13 protein-coding genes and 1 pseudogene are annotated in these 19,006 nt (G+C 58.0%); 11 read left to right on the top strand and 3 right to left on the bottom strand.

All coding sequences use genetic code 11. The features are described 5' to 3' along the window. Positions 1-6: 6 nt before the first annotated feature. From OKW26_RS13860 to OKW26_RS13835, 6 genes are all read left to right on the top strand, one after another. Entirely contained in the window at positions 7-2,004 is a 1,998-nt protein-coding gene (locus OKW26_RS13860) for a hypothetical protein (RefSeq protein ID WP_429353959.1), read from the top strand. Between the two features lie 377 nt (positions 2,005-2,381). Further along, positions 2,382-4,628, top strand: coding sequence for a polysaccharide biosynthesis tyrosine autokinase (locus OKW26_RS13855; protein ID WP_429353958.1), 2,247 nt, complete (start codon positions 2,382-2,384; stop codon positions 4,626-4,628). Positions 4,629-4,683: 55 nt separating this feature from the next. Continuing rightward, the gene (gmd, locus tag OKW26_RS13850; protein ID WP_184068023.1) at positions 4,684-5,802 is read left to right on the top strand and encodes a GDP-mannose 4,6-dehydratase; all 1,119 of its coding nucleotides are present in this window, start codon (positions 4,684-4,686) and stop codon (positions 5,800-5,802) included. A gap of 45 nt (positions 5,803-5,847) precedes the next feature. Beyond that, positions 5,848-7,230, top strand: a complete 1,383-nt coding sequence (locus OKW26_RS13845; RefSeq protein WP_429353957.1) for a hypothetical protein — start codon at positions 5,848-5,850, stop codon at positions 7,228-7,230. Continuing rightward, positions 7,215-8,381 carry a glycosyltransferase gene (locus tag OKW26_RS13840; protein ID WP_429353956.1) on the top strand — a complete coding sequence of 389 codons (1,167 nt, stop codon included), beginning with the start codon at positions 7,215-7,217 and terminating at the stop codon, positions 8,379-8,381. Before OKW26_RS13845 ends, OKW26_RS13840 begins: the two co-directional genes overlap by 16 nt. A gap of 38 nt (positions 8,382-8,419) precedes the next feature. Further along, positions 8,420-9,478 carry an IS630 family transposase gene (locus tag OKW26_RS13835; RefSeq protein ID WP_429353955.1) on the top strand — a complete coding sequence of 353 codons (1,059 nt, stop codon included), beginning with the start codon at positions 8,420-8,422 and terminating at the stop codon, positions 9,476-9,478. A 170-nt stretch (positions 9,479-9,648) separates the two neighbouring features. On the opposite strand, the gene OKW26_RS13830 is transcribed toward OKW26_RS13835, so the two are convergent. Then, the gene (locus OKW26_RS13830; protein WP_429353954.1) at positions 9,649-10,599 is read right to left on the bottom strand and encodes a GDP-L-fucose synthase family protein; all 951 of its coding nucleotides are present in this window, start codon (positions 10,597-10,599) and stop codon (positions 9,649-9,651) included. Between the two features lie 395 nt (positions 10,600-10,994). On the opposite strand from OKW26_RS13830, the gene OKW26_RS13825 reads away from it, so the two are divergent. Further along, the gene (locus OKW26_RS13825) at positions 10,995-11,516 is read left to right on the top strand and encodes a hypothetical protein (protein ID WP_429353953.1); all 522 of its coding nucleotides are present in this window, start codon (positions 10,995-10,997) and stop codon (positions 11,514-11,516) included. Next, on the top strand, positions 11,513-12,673 hold the full coding sequence (locus OKW26_RS13820) for a DegT/DnrJ/EryC1/StrS family aminotransferase (RefSeq protein WP_429353952.1): 1,161 nt from the start codon (positions 11,513-11,515) through the stop codon (positions 12,671-12,673). The genes OKW26_RS13825 and OKW26_RS13820 overlap by 4 nt, the downstream gene beginning before the upstream one ends. Positions 12,674-12,896: 223 nt before the next feature. Here OKW26_RS13820 and OKW26_RS13815 read toward each other — a convergent pair whose 3' ends face one another. Beyond that, positions 12,897-13,664, bottom strand: a complete 768-nt coding sequence (locus tag OKW26_RS13815) for a class I SAM-dependent DNA methyltransferase (RefSeq protein ID WP_429353951.1) — start codon at positions 13,662-13,664, stop codon at positions 12,897-12,899. A 477-nt stretch (positions 13,665-14,141) separates the two neighbouring features. Here OKW26_RS13815 and OKW26_RS13810 point away from each other — a divergent pair, with 477 nt between their 5' ends. Both OKW26_RS13810 and OKW26_RS13805 read left to right on the top strand, forming a co-directional pair. Next, a complete protein-coding gene (locus tag OKW26_RS13810) occupies positions 14,142-15,152 on the top strand; it encodes a GlxA family transcriptional regulator (protein WP_184068048.1) in 1,011 nt (336 codons plus the stop codon). A gap of 323 nt (positions 15,153-15,475) precedes the next feature. Then, positions 15,476-16,744 (top strand): glycosyltransferase family 4 protein, encoded by a 1,269-nt coding sequence (locus OKW26_RS13805; RefSeq protein WP_311734917.1) that lies wholly within the window; start codon positions 15,476-15,478, stop codon positions 16,742-16,744. 154 nt (positions 16,745-16,898) lie between these two features. Here OKW26_RS13805 and OKW26_RS13800 read toward each other — a convergent pair. Beyond that, positions 16,899-17,081, bottom strand: a pseudogene (locus tag OKW26_RS13800) (NAD-dependent epimerase/dehydratase family protein); the annotation flags it as partial. 287 nt (positions 17,082-17,368) lie between these two features. Here OKW26_RS13800 and OKW26_RS13795 point away from each other — a divergent pair. Beyond that, positions 17,369-18,853: a mannose-1-phosphate guanylyltransferase/mannose-6-phosphate isomerase gene (locus tag OKW26_RS13795; protein WP_429354240.1), complete on the top strand. Its 1,485-nt coding sequence runs from the start codon at positions 17,369-17,371 to the stop codon at positions 18,851-18,853. The last annotated feature ends 153 nt before the right edge of the window (positions 18,854-19,006 follow it).

The following is a 19,006-nucleotide window of genomic DNA, read 5'->3' as shown; positions in this document are numbered from 1 at the left end:
AGAATCATGGCCGCCTGCTTCGGCCTGTCTGGCGCATCTGCACAAGCGGCGCAGCGGCAGGCATCGGGACTGCAGCCGTCGCACACGCAGAGCGGTTCGACCTCGATGCAGCCCGTGAGCGACTTGTCGCCCGACGACAGGGTGATAGTCACCAGGTCTTCGCTCGCATACACCGAAATCCGACATCTCGCTGAATTTGTGCTTGCGCAAGGTCCGATTCAGGGCTACGCCAGCTTGCGTGACTACGGCGGACCGCTTACGAGACTGCTCGTTTTTCAGCACGCTGCGGGCGAACGCGATTTGGATGCTGCATATTATTGGCTCGATCCTACCGACGTCTTGAGCCGGGACAATGGTGGCACAGTGCTGGTTTCGAAGAGCGGAAAGCGGTGGAAGCGCGTATTCGAGGGCGACATCCATGCCCGATGGTTCGGTGCACGCGGTGACGGCACGACGGATGACGGTGACGCGATCAATCGCGCCGTCGCATTCGCAGGATCGCTCTATGCATCGACGGGCCGGACTCAGTGCGTTGTGCTTGATAACGGCACGTTCTACCTTGCAGCCGCGCGCGGAACGCTGGCCATCCCTTGTCACGACGATGGCACGGTTAAGCAGGGAAAAGGCAGGAGACTCCCGTCTGAGCCTGCCATGCGACAGCCCTATTGCGTAGGCGTGTGGCCGGGGGTCAAACTATATGGACATAACGCCGTGGTGAAGGGCAACTATCGCTACGGCATGGCGGACGCGTCGCAGCCAGTCACTTTCGGCTTGCTAGACCAATTCGACACGGCAATGGATGCAGGGCTCGAGAATCTGACATGCGTGGATTGCTTCATGGCTTTTGGCGCCCTGTCCGCGACGCTCGCAGGCTGCATCTTTGACAGACTTCACTTTATCGGCTGCGGGGTGGGTATCTATGCGGCTGTGCTGGAACAGTGCACGTTCAGCAATATCGAGGCGCTGCGCACGGCCGTCCCTGTTCTTGTCGGAGGGCAATGGGTCGATCGCAACGACGACTACAACGAACGAGGCGGCTTCGCGGACAAGTGCACCATCATCAACGTACGTAACATCTATGACCGCGTCTATGGCGACGATGAGCGCAAGATCGATCAATGGTTCGATGCCACGTTCTTCAAGTCAATCAACAGCGAGCGCAGACTCAGCGCGCCGACTAATGCCGCGTCGCCGGCCAGGGCGTATCCCTATCGGGGCATTTGCGGATTCTGCATACGCGTCATGGCGCGCTATGCGCGCCCGTCGAATAGCAATGTCTTCATGCAAATAACGCACGCTTACTCGCCGCGTCCAGCGGTGCTGGTTGATGCATGCCAATCGGCTGTCTTCAACGGCGTTTATATGGAACGCGTCGGCTATCGCGACCATCGCAAGCGAACCGGTGCCGTTGGCGCCGGATGGGACGATCCTTACCTTGGTCACGGCGTCCTCGTCCCGGGGTTCATCGGAGAACTCGACGTCTCCTCCTGCGTTTCCGGTGTCAACATCCAGCAGTCTTTCGGCGTTTCGGTCGTTCGATCTGACGGCCCTGTCGGATCCGTCCAGTCATCGGACTGTGTTTTCAAAGAACCGCAGCCTCGCTACACCCTGCCTGCCACCACTTTCACCGACGATGTGACGATACGCAGTGGAGCGCTTCGCGCATTGGAGGATGCCAGGCATCGGATCGGTGGATTGGGCCTCTACACCATGCATTTCGATGGCGGCAGTTTCGACACTGAGATTTCCTGCCCGAAGGACGAAGAAGGGCATGCAGTCATGGTGCTGGTGTCACGCGATGCGAACCGCGTAGAGAGCGCGTCGTCCGGTCTCTATCTGCTGCAGCTTTCGCGTAATAGTACGAGCGCTCCGGTTGGAACGCTCGTGTCGGGAAGCGATGTCCTGCGTTTTGCTGTAAGTCCGCGGAACACGCTGGAACTACGAGCTACTGTCCATGGCGCACACCACGTCGTGATGATCGGCAACCGGCCGTTCGAGACTTAGACCGACCCCGCATCTGAACGCCTCTTCAAGCAGCACTTCGTCACCGCTGGCAGCAAAACCGATTAATGAAACGAATTTCCAACCCACGACACCAAGGGTCACGCTACTGGCCAGTGGATCGTTTCATTCTAAACGACCGTCCTATCATGCCCGACAACATCTTGGCAATTTCGGTCTCGACACGGCGCAAGCAGCAGGCTTATCTAAAATAGACTGCGGCGGCGAATGTTCCGCATTCTCGAATTTCAGTCATTGAAGTAGTAGCAGAGTACCTGTCTAAATGGACGCACGGTCAACGCGTCGCGTCGTCGCTCCCGTAACTGGTTGCCCCTGGCGTTATCCCGCTGGCGGGCGCAAAGCACTCCACCCGAGAAACCATGGCCTCAAGGAAACAGATCACGCGCGATGATCCGCTGCAGGGCGACGAGATCTCCATCTCGGATTACCTTCGCACAATCGGCGAGAGCTGGCGTCTAATCGGCATGATTGCGCTCGGCGTTCTCGCGCTGGGATCGTTGTACGGCCTGATGCATCCGACCTTGTACCGGGCCGATGCGCTCATACAGATTGGCACACCCGCGTCCAGCTCTCCCGAAGCCGAAGCGTTGGGCCGGCTCGCCTCGATATTCGATTCGAGGGTGAAAGCCAGTGCAGACGCCGAAATGGAACTCATTCGCTCACGCATGGTGGTCGGCGAGGCGGTGCAGCAACTGAATCTCCAAACTACGGCGCAACCTCGGTACTTCCCACTTATTGGCCGTTGGATCGCGCGACTCCGCAGCGGATCCGCCGGCATGAGACCCCTGTTTGGACTGCGGCAGTTCGCCTGGAGCGACGAGTCGATCGAAGTATCGAAATTCGATGTTCCTCATGCTGCAATCGGCCACGAATTCATCGTAAAGGCGAGACAGGCCCCGTACTTCAAGTTGATTGCACCTGACGGCAAAACGCTCGGAACAGGAGAAGTCGGCCACGAGCTGGTGGTGCCTTTCGGCGACGGCAAGGTGCATCTTCTCGTCAATAAGTTATCCGCTTCTCCCGGCGGTGAATTTACACTGAAGTCAAGTTCGATAGAGGCCACGATCCTCGCGCTGAAAGATGCTTTGGTCATTTCAGAAAGAAAGTCGCAAACCGGCATGATCGGTGTTGCCCTGGAGGGACCCGACCCGGCGCGCACTGCGGACATCGTCAATGCGGTTGCTCAGCAGTATCTCGCTCAGGATCTTGCAAGGCGTACGTCCGAGGCCGAACACTCGCTTCTCTTCCTCGAGGGTCAATTGCCGAAGCTGCGGGACGAATTACAGCAAGCCGAGGATAAGTACAACGCTTTTCGTAATAGCAATGGAACCGTCGATCTGAGTGTGGAAAGCCGGTTGTTGCTGCAACAGGTTGTCGATCTCGATACCGCCTTGCGCGGACTCTTGCAGCAGCGCGACGACATCTCGCAGCATTACAAGGAGGGTTACCCGCTACTTACGGCGGTGGACTCGAAGATCGCCCGATTGCAACAAGACCGCGAAGCGCTGAGCCAGCGTGTTGCCAGTTTGCCGGATAAGGAGCAAAACGCAGTGCGTCTGATGCGCAACGTTCAGGTCGACACAGACCTCTATACGAATCTCCTGAACAGTGCGCAACAGCTTCGTGTCGTCAAGGCGGGCAACGTAGGCAACGTGCGCATTGTCGATCTCGCGGTGCCCGCCGAGAAGTCGAGCAAGCCTAACTGGCAGGTACTGTTGTCGTTGTCTGCCGTGCTTGGGCTTGTACTGGGAATCGTCACCGCGTTCCTTCGCAAGGCGTTGTCTGGCGGAATCGAGCGAAGCGCCGAGATCGAGGCAGCCCTTGGAATACCCGTTTGCGCTGTCGTGCCGCACAGCGAACGGCAAATTCGTTTGCAGGAGGCAATGCGCCGCAAGGCTCCGGGCATACATGTGCTTGCTGCGGTATGGCCCGGGGATGTCGCGGTCGAAGGCGTGCGAAGCTTGCGAACAGCATTGCAATCGATCGGATCGGAAGTCAGGAACAATGTCGTGATGATCACAAGTTCCCGTCCCGGGGTAGGAAAGTCGTTTGTCGCGGCCAATCTTGCAATCGTGTTGGCGACAGGCGGGAAAAAGGTGCTCCTGATCGATGCCGACATGCGCATGGGCGACATACACAGATCCTTCAACCCGGCTGGCGGCCCCGGCTTGACCGAGTTGCTAAAAGGTGCGGCGTTTGACGACGTGGTCGTGCGCGATGTCATGAATGGCGTCGACCTGATCCCGCGCGGGGGCGAGACGCCAAACGCCGCGGACTTGCTCACGACCCGGAGACTGAGCGAGATACTCGATGTTGCATCGCGACGGTATGACGCTGTCGTCGTCGATACGCCGCCTGTGCTTGCTGTCACCGATGCAACGCTGATCGGCCGGCAGGCCGGTACAACGCTGCTGGTCGTTCGGCACGGTCGGCATCCGGTGGACGAACTGTATGAGGCGCTCAACCGGTTGCGCAGTAGTGGCGTGAACGTGGCAGGAACTCTCTTTACCGATGTTCCGCTCGACAAGGCGCGATACGGTTCAGGCTACGGCAGGTCGGACGGGTATGGCAAAAGCGGCGGCGAGTCCAATGTCAGGACAGCCTGAACGAATCGCAAGAAGTATCACGCACAGCGAAGTATCAAAACAAGGAGAAGGAACCATGTCGAACAAGGTTGCACTGGTCACCGGTATTACAGGCCAGGATGGCTCTTATCTTGCTCAATTCCTGCTCGACAAAGGATATGAAGTGCATGGCGTCAAGCGGCGCACCTCGCTCTTCAACACGGATCGCATCGACCATTTATACGAGGACGACCACGCGTCGCAGCGCCGCTTTCATCTTCACCATGGTGACCTGACCGACTCGTCGAGCATCTTGCGAATTATTCAGCGGGTGCAACCGGATGAGATCTATAACCTCGCCGCGCAAAGCCATGTTGCGGTTTCGTTTGAAGAGCCTGAGTACACGGCGAACGCGGACGGCCTGGGTGCGCTGCGCATGCTAGAAGCCGTGCGAATTCTGGGCTTCGAGAAGACGGCCCGGTTCTATCAGGCGTCGACATCGGAGTTGTTCGGACTCGTGCAGGAAGTGCCGCAACGGGAGAGCACGCCCTTTTATCCGCGCAGTCCGTATGCGGTAGCGAAGATGTACGCGTACTGGATCACGGTCAACTATCGCGAGGCGTATGGCATATACGCTTGCAACGGCATTCTGTTCAATCATGAATCGCCCGTTCGGGGCGAGACGTTCGTCACGCGCAAAATTACGCGCGCCCTTGCACGTATTGCAATCGGTTCGCAGAATTGCCTTTACCTTGGCAATTTGTCGGCGAAACGCGACTGGGGACACGCGCGCGATTACGTCCAGATGCAATGGCTCATGTTGCAACAGGACGAGCCGGAAGACTTTGTCATTGCATCTGGCGTGCAATACAGCGTGCGCGAATTCGTTCAGCAGGCGGCGTGCGAACTCGGCATCAAGCTTCGGTTTGACGGAAGCGGAGTCGATGAAGTCGCGATCGTCGAAAGTGTGAGCAGCCGGGAATGCCGGGTCGCGCCCGGGACGGTCATCGTGCGAGTGGATCCTCGCTATTTTCGACCGACAGAGGTCGAGACCTTGCTCGGCGATCCGTCGAAAGCCCACGCGAAGCTCGGATGGGCACCGACCGTGACGTTCGGCGCTCTTGTCAGGGAAATGGTGTTGTCCGACTATCAGATCGCCAAGCGGGATGCGCTGATCACGCTGGCTGGCTACAGGGCGTTGGAGCATCACGAGTAAGGACGAAGTTTGGCCGAGTCGGCATGTAACTCAGGAGCGTGTGGAATGTCGCCGCGTTTCGTATTTTCACTTGCGGTCTTTACGGTCTTCGCGGCAGGCTTGGCGCAATACGCGGATCAGGCGCTTGGCGCGCTCGGCACCGGAGCAATCAACGTCTGGAACTTAAATTCGGCCGCCATGGATGACGCAGGTGCTGTCAAGTACGTGAAGGACGCGAGCATCGCCTTGATCGGAGTCGGGTGGCCTCTTGCGCTCGGTTTGAATCGCTTTCGGGGGGGAATGCGTACGTTTATTCTGATGTTCTTCACGTGGATTCTTTGCATCGTATCGGTGGGACTCGTGCCGTTCATCGCAGGTTGGACGCCATTGTTCTTCCTGCCTGCGGGATTGCGCTGGGTTCTGCTGATTCATGCGTCATTCGGCCTGTTTGTGTTCGCGAGTTTGCTGCCGGCCGAGAAGCAGGGACAAACGGCCCTCGTCCTCGCGTTGCTCGCGCTTGCCGCATTGGACTTTTACGTCGTCCTGCGACAATGGATACAACTCGGACAAATACAGCAAGTTCTATTTACGCAGGATCGGTACACGGGCCTGTTCAGTAACGCGGCGCTAGCAGGCATGTATGCGATTTCGCTTGCAAGCATGGTGCTCATTCTGGACCGCGCCCGGCTGTGTTATCGGCTTATATTGCTCTGCCTCGCAGTCGCGATTGCCGTCTCTTCGGGAACGCGATTCGCTATGCTCAGTATCGCGTCCATCGTCGGCGTAGTAGTTTGGGAAACGCTTGCGGGACGGCTGAGCCGTAATGATCGGATGCTGCTGGTGGTGACTGCGCTACCGATCGCTATTTGCCTCGCAATCGTTGGCTATTCTCACATGGTGGAAGCGGTCGGCCGCGGTGATGTGCTGACTGATCAACTCGACGAAGGCGGTCGTTTATCCAACCTCGGGAACATAGCGGAGCAGTTGTCAGAGGCAGCTCCGGGAGAACTCTTTTTGGGGCGGGGCCTCGGGGTAGGCACGAACACAGCCGTCATGCTCCTCCAGCGTGCGGGCGTCGACCCTGAGCAATACCGGTTCAATCAGATCATCGATAACGCCTTCGTGACGATGCAGTTTCAAATCGGAATTGTGGGTATGTTAATTTTCGCGACGGGTGCGACGGCGTTTTTCTGGCGCATCCGTCCGCGTCATTCGAGGCGTCAGTCAGTTCGATATGTGGTGTTCGTTGGGATCACGATTGCAGCCTGCATGGACGTCAACCTGTTCGAGCAGTATCCACTGGTGACGACTCTGATGCTCTGCTTTGGGGACATCTACGGGTGCTCTCTCGGCGCGTATTTGTCCACGCGTCGATCACGTGGCGTTGACTTGCCTGGCACTGAAGCAGGAGTCGCTGACGTGGAGCAGCAGAAATGCTTGTTTTCATAGCGCCTTACAGCGCCTCTAACCGTGGGGCGAATGTGAATCTGGGCGCCGCACGCAAGGTGGAGTTTTTTCTGGCGTTGGCATCGCAACTTTCCAAGGATGTTCTTTTGATCAATACGGGCCACATAGAGGCAGGATGGTCACGTAGAAAATGTCGGGATTCCGTCATCGGCACGCAACGCATTCGGGAGATTTCGCTTCGCTGCTACCCTGTAAGGCCCATCGGCAAGCTGCTGAACCTCTTCGAAGTCTTGGCGCTGAGCGATGAGATAGCGAAGGTCGGCAAGCCCGAAGCCGTATGGATCTATAACGCGTACGCGTTCGAGTCGGTGCTCGCTCGCGTGCTGACGCACCGGTTCGGTGCGCGTCTGATCCTCCAGTTCGAAGATTGGCTGCTTTCTCGTCGCCGCTGGCATCCGAAGCCGTTGCTCGACTTCATCGCATGGCGATACGTGTTACCCGCTCCATCGTTATGTCTTGCGGTTAACGATCACTTATCGACACGCGAACATCAACGCAGCGGTTGTCCCGTGGTGCTGTGTCCGGGCGTGGTGTCGGACGATCTCATTGAAGCTTGTGGACAGCGGCGTCCATTCTCGCGAACGGCAGATGCTAGAACGATGGTTGGCTATTTCGGTGGGCTGAGCGTCGAGAAGGGTGCTGACGTGGTTCTCGACCTGATCCGGAAGTCCGGCGGACGCCTCATGTTTCACGTCTGCGGAACGGGTCCTCTGGCACGCGAGTTCGTCAGGCTGTCCGCCGAAGATTACCCCGTGCACTTCCACGGTCGGGTGGACGAAAGAGTCTTGTTCAAATTGATTTCCGACTGTGACGTGCTGGTGAACCCGCATGTTTCGATAGAGAAAATGGGTAACGGGGTCTTTCCTTTCAAGGTTGTCGAATATGTCGCGTCGGGAAGATTGGTCATTTCCACCGAACTTCCCCCGATGAGCATGAAGGAGATTCACGACGCCATATGCTTTGTTTCCGCGGATGCAAGGTCCATCGCCGATGCGTTGGCAAACGCAGAGCAGACGTATCGCCGCAAACGCATGAGCATCGAGCGGGCAATGAAAGCAGCCGCCCAACTTCTGACGCGGGACGCGCTAGAAAGGACGATATCCAGGGCTTTGAGCAGTCGAATCAAGGACTAGTCCATTGAACCAATGAAATTGCACTGAGCTAATAGTGCATGGGAAAAATGAATCTGAGTGAAAGCGAGCGCGACGAGCTGATGTCGATGCAGCGCAGCCGCACGATGGCCGTTGGCCAGGTGAGGCGTGCGCGGTTGATCTTGCTGCTCGACGAAGGAGCCTCGCGTGCGGCGATCATGGCGGAATTGCGTTGCGATTCGCGTTTCATTACAACGTGGCAAATGCGTTTCACCTGTGAGCGTTTGGCTGGGTTGTACGGCAGACATCCAGGCCGGGCACAGCGACCTGACCTGGCGGTCCTTGAAGCGAGAGTGCTCGAGTACACACTGCGACGTAAGCCGGCCGACGGCTCGACACACTGGAGCAGCCGCAAACTGGCGGCACAGTTGGGCATGGCCTTCGTGACGGTGCAGCGTATTTGGCGCAAGCACGACATTCGGCCACATCGTCTCGATACCCACATGATGTCCAACGATCCCGACATTGAGGCGAAGGCAGCCGACGTGATCGGGCTGTACCTCAATCCGCCGTTGCATGCGGTGGTGTTCTGCGTGGACGAGAAGACAGCCATCCAGGCGCTGGATCGCAAGGACCGGATGTTGCCGCTCTCGCCTGGACGCGCCGAGAGCCATGGCTTTGAATACAAACGCAACGGCACCCTGAGCCTGTTCGCCGCATTGAATGTTGCCACCGGTGAGGTGCTGGGCGAAACCGCGTCACGCCATACCAGTGCCCAGTTTGTTGCGTTCCTCACGGAGGTGGTATGGGCACAGCCGCGCGGAAAGGAGATTCACGTGATCTGCGACAACGTGAGCAGCCACAAAACCAACGCCGTTCAAACATTTCTGGTTGACCATCCGAAAGTGTCGATACATTACACCCCGACGTATTCGTCATGGCTGAATCAGGTCGAGAACTGGTTTGCACGCATCCAGCACGACGACATTGCGCGTGACGTATTCACCAGCACCAAGGATCTCAACAAAAAGCTCATGCGTTATATCTGTCAGTACAACAAGCAGGCGCGCCCATTGAAATGGAAGTACTCCGATCCATCGCGGCGAATCCGGTGCAATTCATCCGGTTCAACCGACTAGGCCGACGCTTTGATCAAGCCGCTCTAACTGGAATGACCTGTCGTGGCCTTGAAAGTGACATGATTTGCTGGCATTGAGGGACAGGAACCGCAGTCGGCAGACGGGTACCCTGGATACCAGGGGCGGAACTTCAATCCGTGGTGCAGGATCGCGCACGCCGCGTGAATTCGTCAGGCGCTGGCGAGCCCGGTACGCTGCACGTCATTCTCGAAGTCGGCGTAGGTTGAGGCGATGCCCTCTCTGAGCGTAATCGTGGGCGCCCAACCCAGAGCGGCGAGCTTCGATACGTCGAGCAACTTTCGCGGCGTCCCATCGGGCTTCGACGAGTCGAATCTCAGCGATCCAGAAAAACCAACGACATCGCAGATCAGTCGTGCGAGGTCGGCAATCGCTATGTCCTTTCCATATCCGACATTAAACATGCCCTCGACCAGGTCGTTGCTCAGGAGGACGAGAACCGCGGACGCCAGATCGTCTACATGAAGGAATTCCCGTCTCGGCAATCCGGAGCCCCATACCGGGAGCGATTCGAGTCCGTTCAGCTTTGCCTCGTGCGCCTTGCGGATGAGCGCGGCCAGCACATGGCTGCCTTGAAGATCATAGTTGTCGTTGGGGCCATAGAGATTCGTGGGCATCACCGATATGAAGCGCGTTCCGTATTGCTTGTTATACGCTTCACAAAGCTTGTGACCCGCGATCTTTGAGATGGCATAGGCCTCGTTGGTTTGTTCGAGAGCGCTCGTGAGCAGGTAATCCTCTTTTATGGGCTGAGGGCAAAGCTTTGGATAGATGCACGATGAACCGAAGAAGACGAGCTTCTGCGTGTGACTCTTGAATGCTGCATGAATCACATTGGTTTCGATGACGAGGTTCTCGTAGAGAAACGAAGCCGGCTGAGTCGAATTGGCATGAATTCCGCCGACTTTGGCTGCGGCCAGGAGGACGACGTCTATATGCTCCCGAGCGAAAAAATCCATCACGGCGCGCTGATCCAGCAAGTCGAGCGACTGTCGCGAGGCCGTGATCACGTGATCATATCCGGAACTGGCAAGGCGCCGAAGGAGAGCCGAGCCGACCATTCCCTTATGTCCGGCGACATAGATGCGAGAGTTTCTGTTCATGTGAATGGCCAATAGTCGAGAGAGACACGTCGGTCGGAACGTGAGTTGCCCCGCCACTTGATTCAAAGGGCTACGACGTGCGGTTTCATCAGCTTAGCAATGCATATGGACCATTCAAGGTCATGGCGGACGGTGCCAATATATTGGCGCGGTCCGTGTGCACCTCTCCGCGGTCGTTGCGGAGGATATAAAGATGCGCGAGGTGACGCTGCAACGTAATACCCCGGTCAGCCAACTTCATTCCGTATTCGGCCATCTGACCGTGTGACCGCCGAACCGATCCTATGCTTCGGGGACACATGAAGGACCTCCGTGGGCCAATTTATGTCGTAAGCGGCCCTGCTCCCGGAAGGTTCGGTGTGTCGGGATACTACCGGCTCTCTTCGAGGAAAAAAATGGAAGCTCTACCGATAACGGGCAACGCAGAGGTCGTTCATGACTCGAATTTCGAAGTAGTCTCGTTCGAAGGTGAAACGCTCGCCATGATCATCCGGGATTCGTTCTCGAGAAGTGGTGTGAGTTTCTTTACTCCGAAGGAGTTTCCTCAGCAACTCGCGTACATGGAACATCCCGCCGGAAAAGTGATCGACGCGCATCTTCACTGCAAGTTGGTGCGGCAGATCGAATGGACGCAAGAGGTGCTCTTCGTCAAGCGTGGCCGTGTCCTGGTGAAGTTCTATACGCCCGATAAGGACTACCTGTCGAGCCGTGTATTGTACGCGGGCGATGTCATCTTGCTGGCGTCGGGCGGTCACGGCTTCGAGATCCTTGAGGACGCGTCTTTCTTCGAAGTCAAACAAGGTCCCTATATGGGAGAGCAGGAAAAATTGCGCTTCGCGTCCGCAAATTTGAGCCGATGCAGTGAAGCGAGCAACGGCCCGGGCGTCGAGCTTGAAATTAAGGACGGCGCGCGATGATTCCGGTCAACGAACCCCTGCTCGACGGAAAGGAGCGCGTCTATCTGAACGAATGCATTGAAAGCGGGTGGATTTCTTCGGACGGGGCGTTCGTCGAGCGTTTCGAACGTGCGATGGCGGGTTACGTCGGCCGCAGACACGCGATTGCCGTCGCGAACGGCAGCGCTGCGTTGGACGTGGCGGCGGTGGCTCTGCGGCTCGGTCCCGACGACGAAGTTATCATCCCCACGCACACGATCATATCGTGCGCATCGGCCATTGTTCGCACCGGTGCCCGCTTGAGACTGGTCGACTCAAGTCCGGATACGTGGAACATGGACGTGACGAAGATCGAAAGCGCTATCACGAGCCGGACACGGGCGATCATGGCCGTGCACACTTTCGGTCTGCCTGTGGACATGGCTCCGTTGCTGGATATCGCAAGAAAATACGGCCTCGTTGTGATCGAAGATGCTGCGCAGGCAATCGGACAAACCTATAACGAAGCGAAGTGCGGCAGTTTCGGCGATATATCGTGCTTCAGCTTCTACGCCAACAAGCACATCACGACGGGGGAAGGGGGCATGATCGTCTGCGACGACGACGAGCTGGCTACGCGCGCGAGAAGTTTGCGGAACCTGTGTTTCAAGCCAGAGAGGCGATTCGTCCACGAAGAGCTTGGCTGGAATTATCGGATGAGCAACCTCCAAGCGGCTGTCGGGCTAGCGCAATTCGAGAAGCTAGATGCGCACGTCGCGCGAAAGCGCGAGTTGGGCCGCCGCTACGAAAGCCTTTTGCGGGGAGTGCCGGGAATCGGGATGGCGCCGGTGGCATTGCCATATGCCGAGAATATCTATTGGGTCTTCGGTATGGTATTGGACGACAGCTTGCCCTTTGATGCCGACGAGCTCCGGTCCATGCTGGCGGAGGCAGGCGTCAGCGCGCGGCCGTTCTTCTGGCCGATGCACGAACAGCCGGTTTTTCTCAAGCAAGGGATGTTCAAGGGAGAGAATTTCCCGATTGCCGAACGCATGAGTCGCAGGGGATTGTATCTGCCGAGTGGTCTCGCGCTTACCGAAGCACAGCAGGACTACACGGTGGGCGTGGTGCGCGACATGCTGGCCACCGCCTTTTCGCGAAGTTTCCGCAACAGCAGGTCAAGTTCAGCGCGGTGCTGACCGACTGCTCGCCGCAGCAAATATGGCCCGTCACGCAACGGAACAAACACTTGATCCGGGCGGCAGGTGGTGGCACGCGGCTTTCGGCGAGCCGCTTTGACGCGATGCGCTTAGCCAGCGCAGGACTGCCTGGCGGTTCAGCCTCGACTCATCGACGAGGCTGGCTATGACATGCCATTCGTTGTATTTTCCGACGTTTCCTCGCTCGGGCTGTTTCCGAGCATCACCGTTTTCTCGCGACGAATGTCGCTGAGAGATCGGTAGCGCTCAACTCGCCGCCCATGCACTTCAAACTGTCCAGGACCTCGAATCCGCTGAGGTCCAGCATCAGTTCGATCTCGGGCTTGAACATGTAGCGCATCACATGCGTCTCGAGGACGGTCTCGACCGACTGCGTTTTCAAATCCGTTAGCAGGACGGTGTAGTTGAACGCGACAGTATTGTCATGAGGACGCATCGTGGGCTCGGCGATTCGTATCGCCGCGGTTTCTTCGCTGGAGGCGCGTTTGATACGTACGTCGGGCGGAGCGGCGAGGACCGCGGGACCGTACCAGCAATCGAACACGAACAGTCCTGATGGCCGCAGGTGCGTCGCGGCGGTGTGACACATCGCCATGAAATCGGAGTTGGTCGTTTGATAGCTCGCAACATAAAAGAGCGACACGACTGCGTCGTAGAGTTCATTCGTGCGGACGATCCGCGCGTCGCCTTGCTGAAACGTCAGTCGCTTCGCTACTGCGCCTGGCAGAGTGGTACACCTGGCAGCGGCTCGGGCAAGCATATCGGCGCTCATGTCAACGCCAGAAACACAAAATCCCGCGGCTGCGAATTCCGCCGCGTGGCGTCCGGTGCCGCAACCTAGATCCATCACGTGACGTCCAACTATTCCGTACCGCCCGAGCAATCCGGTGACAAACGACGCTTCCGCCTTGTAGTTCTTGTCATGATAGAAAAGATCATAGTATTGCGAATATTTCGTGCTGAAGCTCATGAAGCGACTCCATGTCTGGTCATACGGCGGTGGCGAAGTCACGCGTGACGCGAACGCACTCTTGTTTATCCGAAGGCAACCAAAGCCAAAGCCAAAGCTCAGGGTGCTCATGAGAAAGGGTATCTAGCGGGGATTTTCAGACTACATGCATGACCGTTTTCAGCAAGGTGTTGACGGGTCGTTTCCTTGCTGAAGCATTCGCCGTCTGATCGGTCTATCGCTCAGCAAGTCCAGTGGGTCGGGAAACCCTGATGAGCGGCTGTATGGTTTTCACTTTCAGCGCTGAAGAAATCAGACGATGTTTTGGTCTTGTTGATACTGGGAGCGACGTTCTCGGCCAGAAACATGCTTTTGGCGGACACCACGGCAATGGTGGATCGAATATGGCACTAAGCTCACGAGGTCATACGCTTTCCACAGCGTTCCAACGCAAGCCAGAGCAGCGATCTAGACCCGAAGCAAAATGGAGGTAACGGCATGTCCCACGCTACTAGCTTAGGCGATGCAGGAGATAACGGTATTTTCCACCGATTTAAAGAACGCGCGGTCAAGCTCATAGGAATTTTGTTGTACGACGGTTTTTCGCTGCTGGAAGCGGGCACCCTTGCCGAGGTGCTTCATATCGCCAACGAGATTCAGTCTCGCAGTCTGAGAAGAAACGCGACTTACAGCGTCCGTCTAGTCTCTGCCGGCGGTGGGATGATAGCCTGTTCGTCATCCGTTTGCGTTTGGACGGAGCGCCTGGGCGGCCAGCGGTTCCAAGGCTTCGACGCACTGTATATTGCGGGCGGACCCGGCGCAAAGCGTGCAGCCGCCGACGAGGTGCTCATTGGGTTATTGACCATAGCATGTTCGCAGACCGGCGTCGTCAACCCTCTCGGCAACGGCGACTTGCTGCTGGCGGCAGCGGGCATTTCTCGCCGCGATTGGGCTTCGGTCGATCCGGGCATCTGGAGTCCGGAGACGTCTAACGTCGCGGCGTCGACCGAAGGCGGCGATGCGCTGATCAACTCGCTCGCGCTCGTGAAGCGGGACCTCGGATACGACATCGCGACAGCGGTTGCCGATCACTTCACCGTCTCCAAAGATCAGAATTTGACAACCATGCTGAGCACCATGGGAACGAACACGCAGGCGGAAAAGGCACAGGAATCCGCGCGCTGGCTCGAGCGAAATTGCGGACGCCCGGTTTCAATAGGCGACGCGGCTCGTACGGTGGCGATGAGCGAGCGGAACTTCCTGCGTCTGTTCAAGCGCGAGATGGGAGTGACACCGTCGCAATATCTTTTGCGAGCGCGCCTCGATCTCAGTTGTGAACTGTTGGCCAGAAGCGACTTGCCGATAGACAAGATCGCTCGCAGGGTTGGACTGACGAATGGCGAGCGGCTTTCGAAAGTGTTCAGGAGGCAATTCTCGATGTCGGCGACGGAATACCGCTGTCGAAAGAAAAGCGGCGCCACGGCCGATCCTGTGGAGAGGTCCGCTTAGGAGCTGGCGAGGGAAAGCTTCGCCGCGAGACAAGGAGGCCTTCGAATCAGTTGGTCGGCATTCAGATTCAAATATTTTCGAGGAGAAACAGATCTTCACGCATCTGTTCGCCTCGGAAGCTCGATGTCCGAGGGCCGCATGAGCGTCATATGAGCCTTGCACAAGGGCTTTTCTCAGGAAGCCGTCGGACCGGCCAAATACCTGCCTTAATCAGTCACGAACGGCACCAGCAAGCTCGCGCGATCTAAATTCAAACAGGGCGCGATAACCGTTGTCGAGCGCTGCAATCGTCATATAGATGGCCAAGAAACGTGGAGCGAGGAGTGACGAATTCAAACGGTTCCTTGGAACGGCCTATTCGCATGGTCGCGTTTATAGACTATGAACATACCTCTGGTGGGGGTTATCAGCAGGCGAAGAATGCTGCCTTGCTGCTAAAGAGTCTTCCGCCGGAACTTTGCGCGGTTGAGTTTGTGACGACGCGGCGATCCACCATCGATGATCTGCGACGCAGCGGCATTGAGCCTATTTTTTTTCCGGTGCCCCGCTTGCGCGGACTGGCGGCGAGACTCGGTTCAATATATAGCCGTGGAGGCCCGCGCGCGTTTCTGCGGAAACCGGGCAAGATGGCTTCGGTGGACCGCTTGCTTTCGGTGATGCGCGCGGACATTGCGTACTTCACAACGCCGTCCAACCTCGCACTGGCGATTGATCGATTCAACTACCTGTTCACCGTTTGGGATCTGTCCCACCGCGACGACGTCGAGTTTCCCGAAGTCCGGATCAAGCACGAATTCGAGCGTCGCGAATTTCTGTACGGATCTGCCTTGAAGAAGGCCTGCGGCATCTTCGTCGATTCGCAGGCCGGCCGCGAGAAGGTTGTCAGGCGATATGGAGTAGACAGCGAACGCGTGCATTTGATGCCATTCTCGCCCGCCCGCGCGACAGTGCTTTCCGAGGAGGCGTACGTGGAGCACTTCGTCGATGTCAAGACGAAGTACAAAATTCCGCGCGATCTGAAATACGTCTACTATCCCGCGCAGTTCTGGTCGCACAAGAACCATGTGTTTCTGTTGAAGGGACTGCACGCGCTGGAGTCCCGCTATGGCATCCGTGTAGGTGCGGTCTTCACAGGAAGCGATTTCGGCAACATGAGATACGTGCGTTCGGTCGCCGCCGATCTCGGTCTGGGCGAGCGTGTGTTCTTTCTCGGTTTCGTTCCGGACGGCGACGTGCCTTACTTGTATCGCGAGTCGATCGCGTTAGTGATGCCCACATATTTCGGCCCGACCAATCTGCCGCCGCTCGAGGCGTTCAGTCTGGGCGTACCGGTCCTTTACCCGGACCTCGAGGCGCTGCGCGAGCAAGTCGGCGACGCGGGACTGCTGGTCGATCTGGCTCGGCCCGACAGCATGGCGGATGCGCTTTTCAGTCTGATCGACCAGCCTGCATTGCGCCAGTTGATGATCGAGCGCGGCACGCGGCGTCTTGCGAGCAACGATGACGCAGCCCGCTTGTCGACGCTAGCGCGGGTGCTCGAACGATATCGCACCCGTGCGGTGTGTTGGGGAGAGGAAGTCTGGATGAATTAGCGTACGGTGAGGTCACAGACGAGACGGGTGAGATCCGCGATTGCAGTGTCCCCGTCCGTATCCGATATTGAACGCGCCTTCGGCACCGTCGGCGTCGAGCAAGGCCAGTGCGGCGGACCCGGGGTCGTTCTGCAAATCATCGTTGTCGTTCGGACATCACCGATATGTACCGCGTTCCGTGCTGTCGGTTATACCCCTCGCAGAGCTTGAGCCCGGCGACCTTCGCGATAGCGTAGGCTTCGTTGGTATGCCCGAAGCTGCTCGTGTGCAGGTACTCTTCCTTGATGGGCTGCGGGCAACACTTTGGATAAGTGCATGATGAACCAAAGAAGAGCAGATCAGGTGGTGCGTGTGAGACCACCTGGTACCGCGAAACTCGCTTCAGCCAACGTCATGGCATATTCGGTCAACCCGTCTAGTGACCCTGGAACGGCTCCTATGCTTGCAGACGCGTGAGGTCGTTCTCTCTTCATCAAGCGGGGCCCCTATGTGGGAGAGCAGGAGAAAGTGCGCTTCACGGCGAACCCATAACCGATGAATCGAATTGGCGATGCCGGGAAGTACGTGTTCGACGCAAGAGCAGAGGGGTGGATGATGGAAGACGCGGTGAGTTCTGAAGACGCAATGGCAGCGGCGATCGCAGAAGCGTCGCTCGGGCACTCCTGTCGGCGCATCGTCCCGGTCATTCTCGCAGGCGGATCGGGCACGCGTCTCTGGCCGATGTCGCGTGAGCAGTTTCCAAAGCAGTTGATCGATGTGGTCGGACGGGATTCATTGCTGCAGGCTACCGTCACACGGATGGAGGGTTTCGTCGGCGGCTTCGACGTCGACACTCAGCCGATTATCGTGTGTGGGGAGGAACACCGGTTCCAGACAGAAGAGCAGGTGCGGGCGTGCGGCGTCTGCGCGAAGATTATCGTCGAGCCTGCGCGGCGCGATACGGCGCCGGCGCTCACGCTCGCGGCGCTCGCAGCCGTTAATCAGGATGACGACGCGATCTTGGTGGTGATGCCGTCTGACCATTCCATCTCAGACATTCCGGCGCTGCATCGTGCGATCGCAATTGCCGCTGAATATGCCGAACGCTCCATGATCGTGACGTTCGGCGTTGCGCCCACACGGCCGGATACCGGCTTTGGCTACATCCGAATCGGCGACGCCCTCGAAAACGGCGCACACCTGATCGACCGCTTCGTCGAAAAGCCCACGACCGAACTCGCCGCGCAGTACGTCGCTGCAGGCACCTACTGGTGGAACAGCGGCATCTTCATCGTGCGAGCGGGCGTGTGGCTCGAAGCGCTAGCCAGGCTCAACGGCGACATGCATGCGGCCTGCACCGCGGCGTTCGCGGAAGGCAAGGCGGACGACAACTTCATTCGTCCTTGCCCGTTTCAGTTCGGCCGTGTGCCGGCGGATTCCATCGACTATGCGGTAATGGAGCACATCGGCGCGGCCGGCTCGCCTTGCCAAGGCGTGGTCGTGCCATTGGCGGCGGGATGGTCGGACCTCGGATCCTGGGATGCCGTGTGGGAAGCGGTGGAGAAGGACGGGCTCGGCAACGTCGCGAGCGGGCGTGTCGTTTTCGAAGGCGCGACCTCGAGCTATGTGCGCGCCGAGGGCGGGCGGCTGGTTGCATGCGTTGGCACCTCCAACGTAGTCGTCGTCGACACGGACGACGCCGTGCTCGTCGCCGACCGCTCACACGCGCAGGACATCAAGACGCTGGTGGCGCGCTTTCGCGAGCAGCGCGCGCCTGAAGCCGAGACGCACCGGAAGGTGCGCCGTCCGTGGGGCTTCTACGATGCGATCGAGCGCGGCGAGCGGTTTCAGGTGAAGCGCATCGTGGTTGCGCCAGGCGCTCGCCTGTCATTGCAGATGCACCACCATCGCGCCGAGCACTGGGTCGTCGTGCGCGGCACCGCGCTCGTGACACGGGGCGAGGACCAGTTTCTTCTTTCAGAAAACCAATCGACCTTCATTCCGCTCGGCGTGCAGCATCGGTTGGAGAATCCGGGCAAAGTGCAGCTCGAAATCATCGAGGTTCAATCGGGCAGTTATCTCGGCGAGGACGATATTGTGCGCCTGGACGACTGCTACGGCCGAATTTGACCCTCGGTTGATACGCACGTGAGACACCAACGTCTCACCAACTTCTATCCGCCGGTGTCATGCCGGCCTCATCCTTTATGCGCGCTGCGCCGGACACTGCGATCCGGGAGATGTGCCCCATCTGATTATCGGTTACGTTCAGCAACCCGTCGG

This window comes from Paraburkholderia sp. 32, from assembly GCF_050435345.1.
Lineage (GTDB): Bacteria > Pseudomonadota > Gammaproteobacteria > Burkholderiales > Burkholderiaceae > Paraburkholderia > Paraburkholderia tuberum.
This window is presented reverse-complemented; position numbering and strand designations above follow the sequence as displayed.

Coding starts and splice junctions, on each gene's coding strand:
- OKW26_RS13860 (WP_429353959.1), top strand. CDS start 7: ATGGCCGCCTGCTTCGGCCTGTCTGGCGCATCTGCACAAGCGGCGCAG.
- OKW26_RS13855 (WP_429353958.1), top strand. CDS start 2,382: ATGGCCTCAAGGAAACAGATCACGCGCGATGATCCGCTGCAGGGCGAC.
- gmd (WP_184068023.1), top strand. CDS start 4,684: ATGTCGAACAAGGTTGCACTGGTCACCGGTATTACAGGCCAGGATGGC.
- OKW26_RS13845 (WP_429353957.1), top strand. CDS start 5,848: ATGTCGCCGCGTTTCGTATTTTCACTTGCGGTCTTTACGGTCTTCGCG.
- OKW26_RS13840 (WP_429353956.1), top strand. CDS start 7,215: ATGCTTGTTTTCATAGCGCCTTACAGCGCCTCTAACCGTGGGGCGAAT.
- OKW26_RS13835 (WP_429353955.1), top strand. CDS start 8,420: ATGGGAAAAATGAATCTGAGTGAAAGCGAGCGCGACGAGCTGATGTCG.
- OKW26_RS13830 (WP_429353954.1), bottom strand. CDS start 10,599: ATGAACAGAAACTCTCGCATCTATGTCGCCGGACATAAGGGAATGGTC.
- OKW26_RS13825 (WP_429353953.1), top strand. CDS start 10,995: ATGGAAGCTCTACCGATAACGGGCAACGCAGAGGTCGTTCATGACTCG.
- OKW26_RS13820 (WP_429353952.1), top strand. CDS start 11,513: ATGATTCCGGTCAACGAACCCCTGCTCGACGGAAAGGAGCGCGTCTAT.
- OKW26_RS13815 (WP_429353951.1), bottom strand. CDS start 13,664: ATGAGCTTCAGCACGAAATATTCGCAATACTATGATCTTTTCTATCAT.
- OKW26_RS13810 (WP_184068048.1), top strand. CDS start 14,142: ATGTCCCACGCTACTAGCTTAGGCGATGCAGGAGATAACGGTATTTTC.
- OKW26_RS13795 (WP_429354240.1), top strand. CDS start 17,369: ATGGCAGCGGCGATCGCAGAAGCGTCGCTCGGGCACTCCTGTCGGCGC.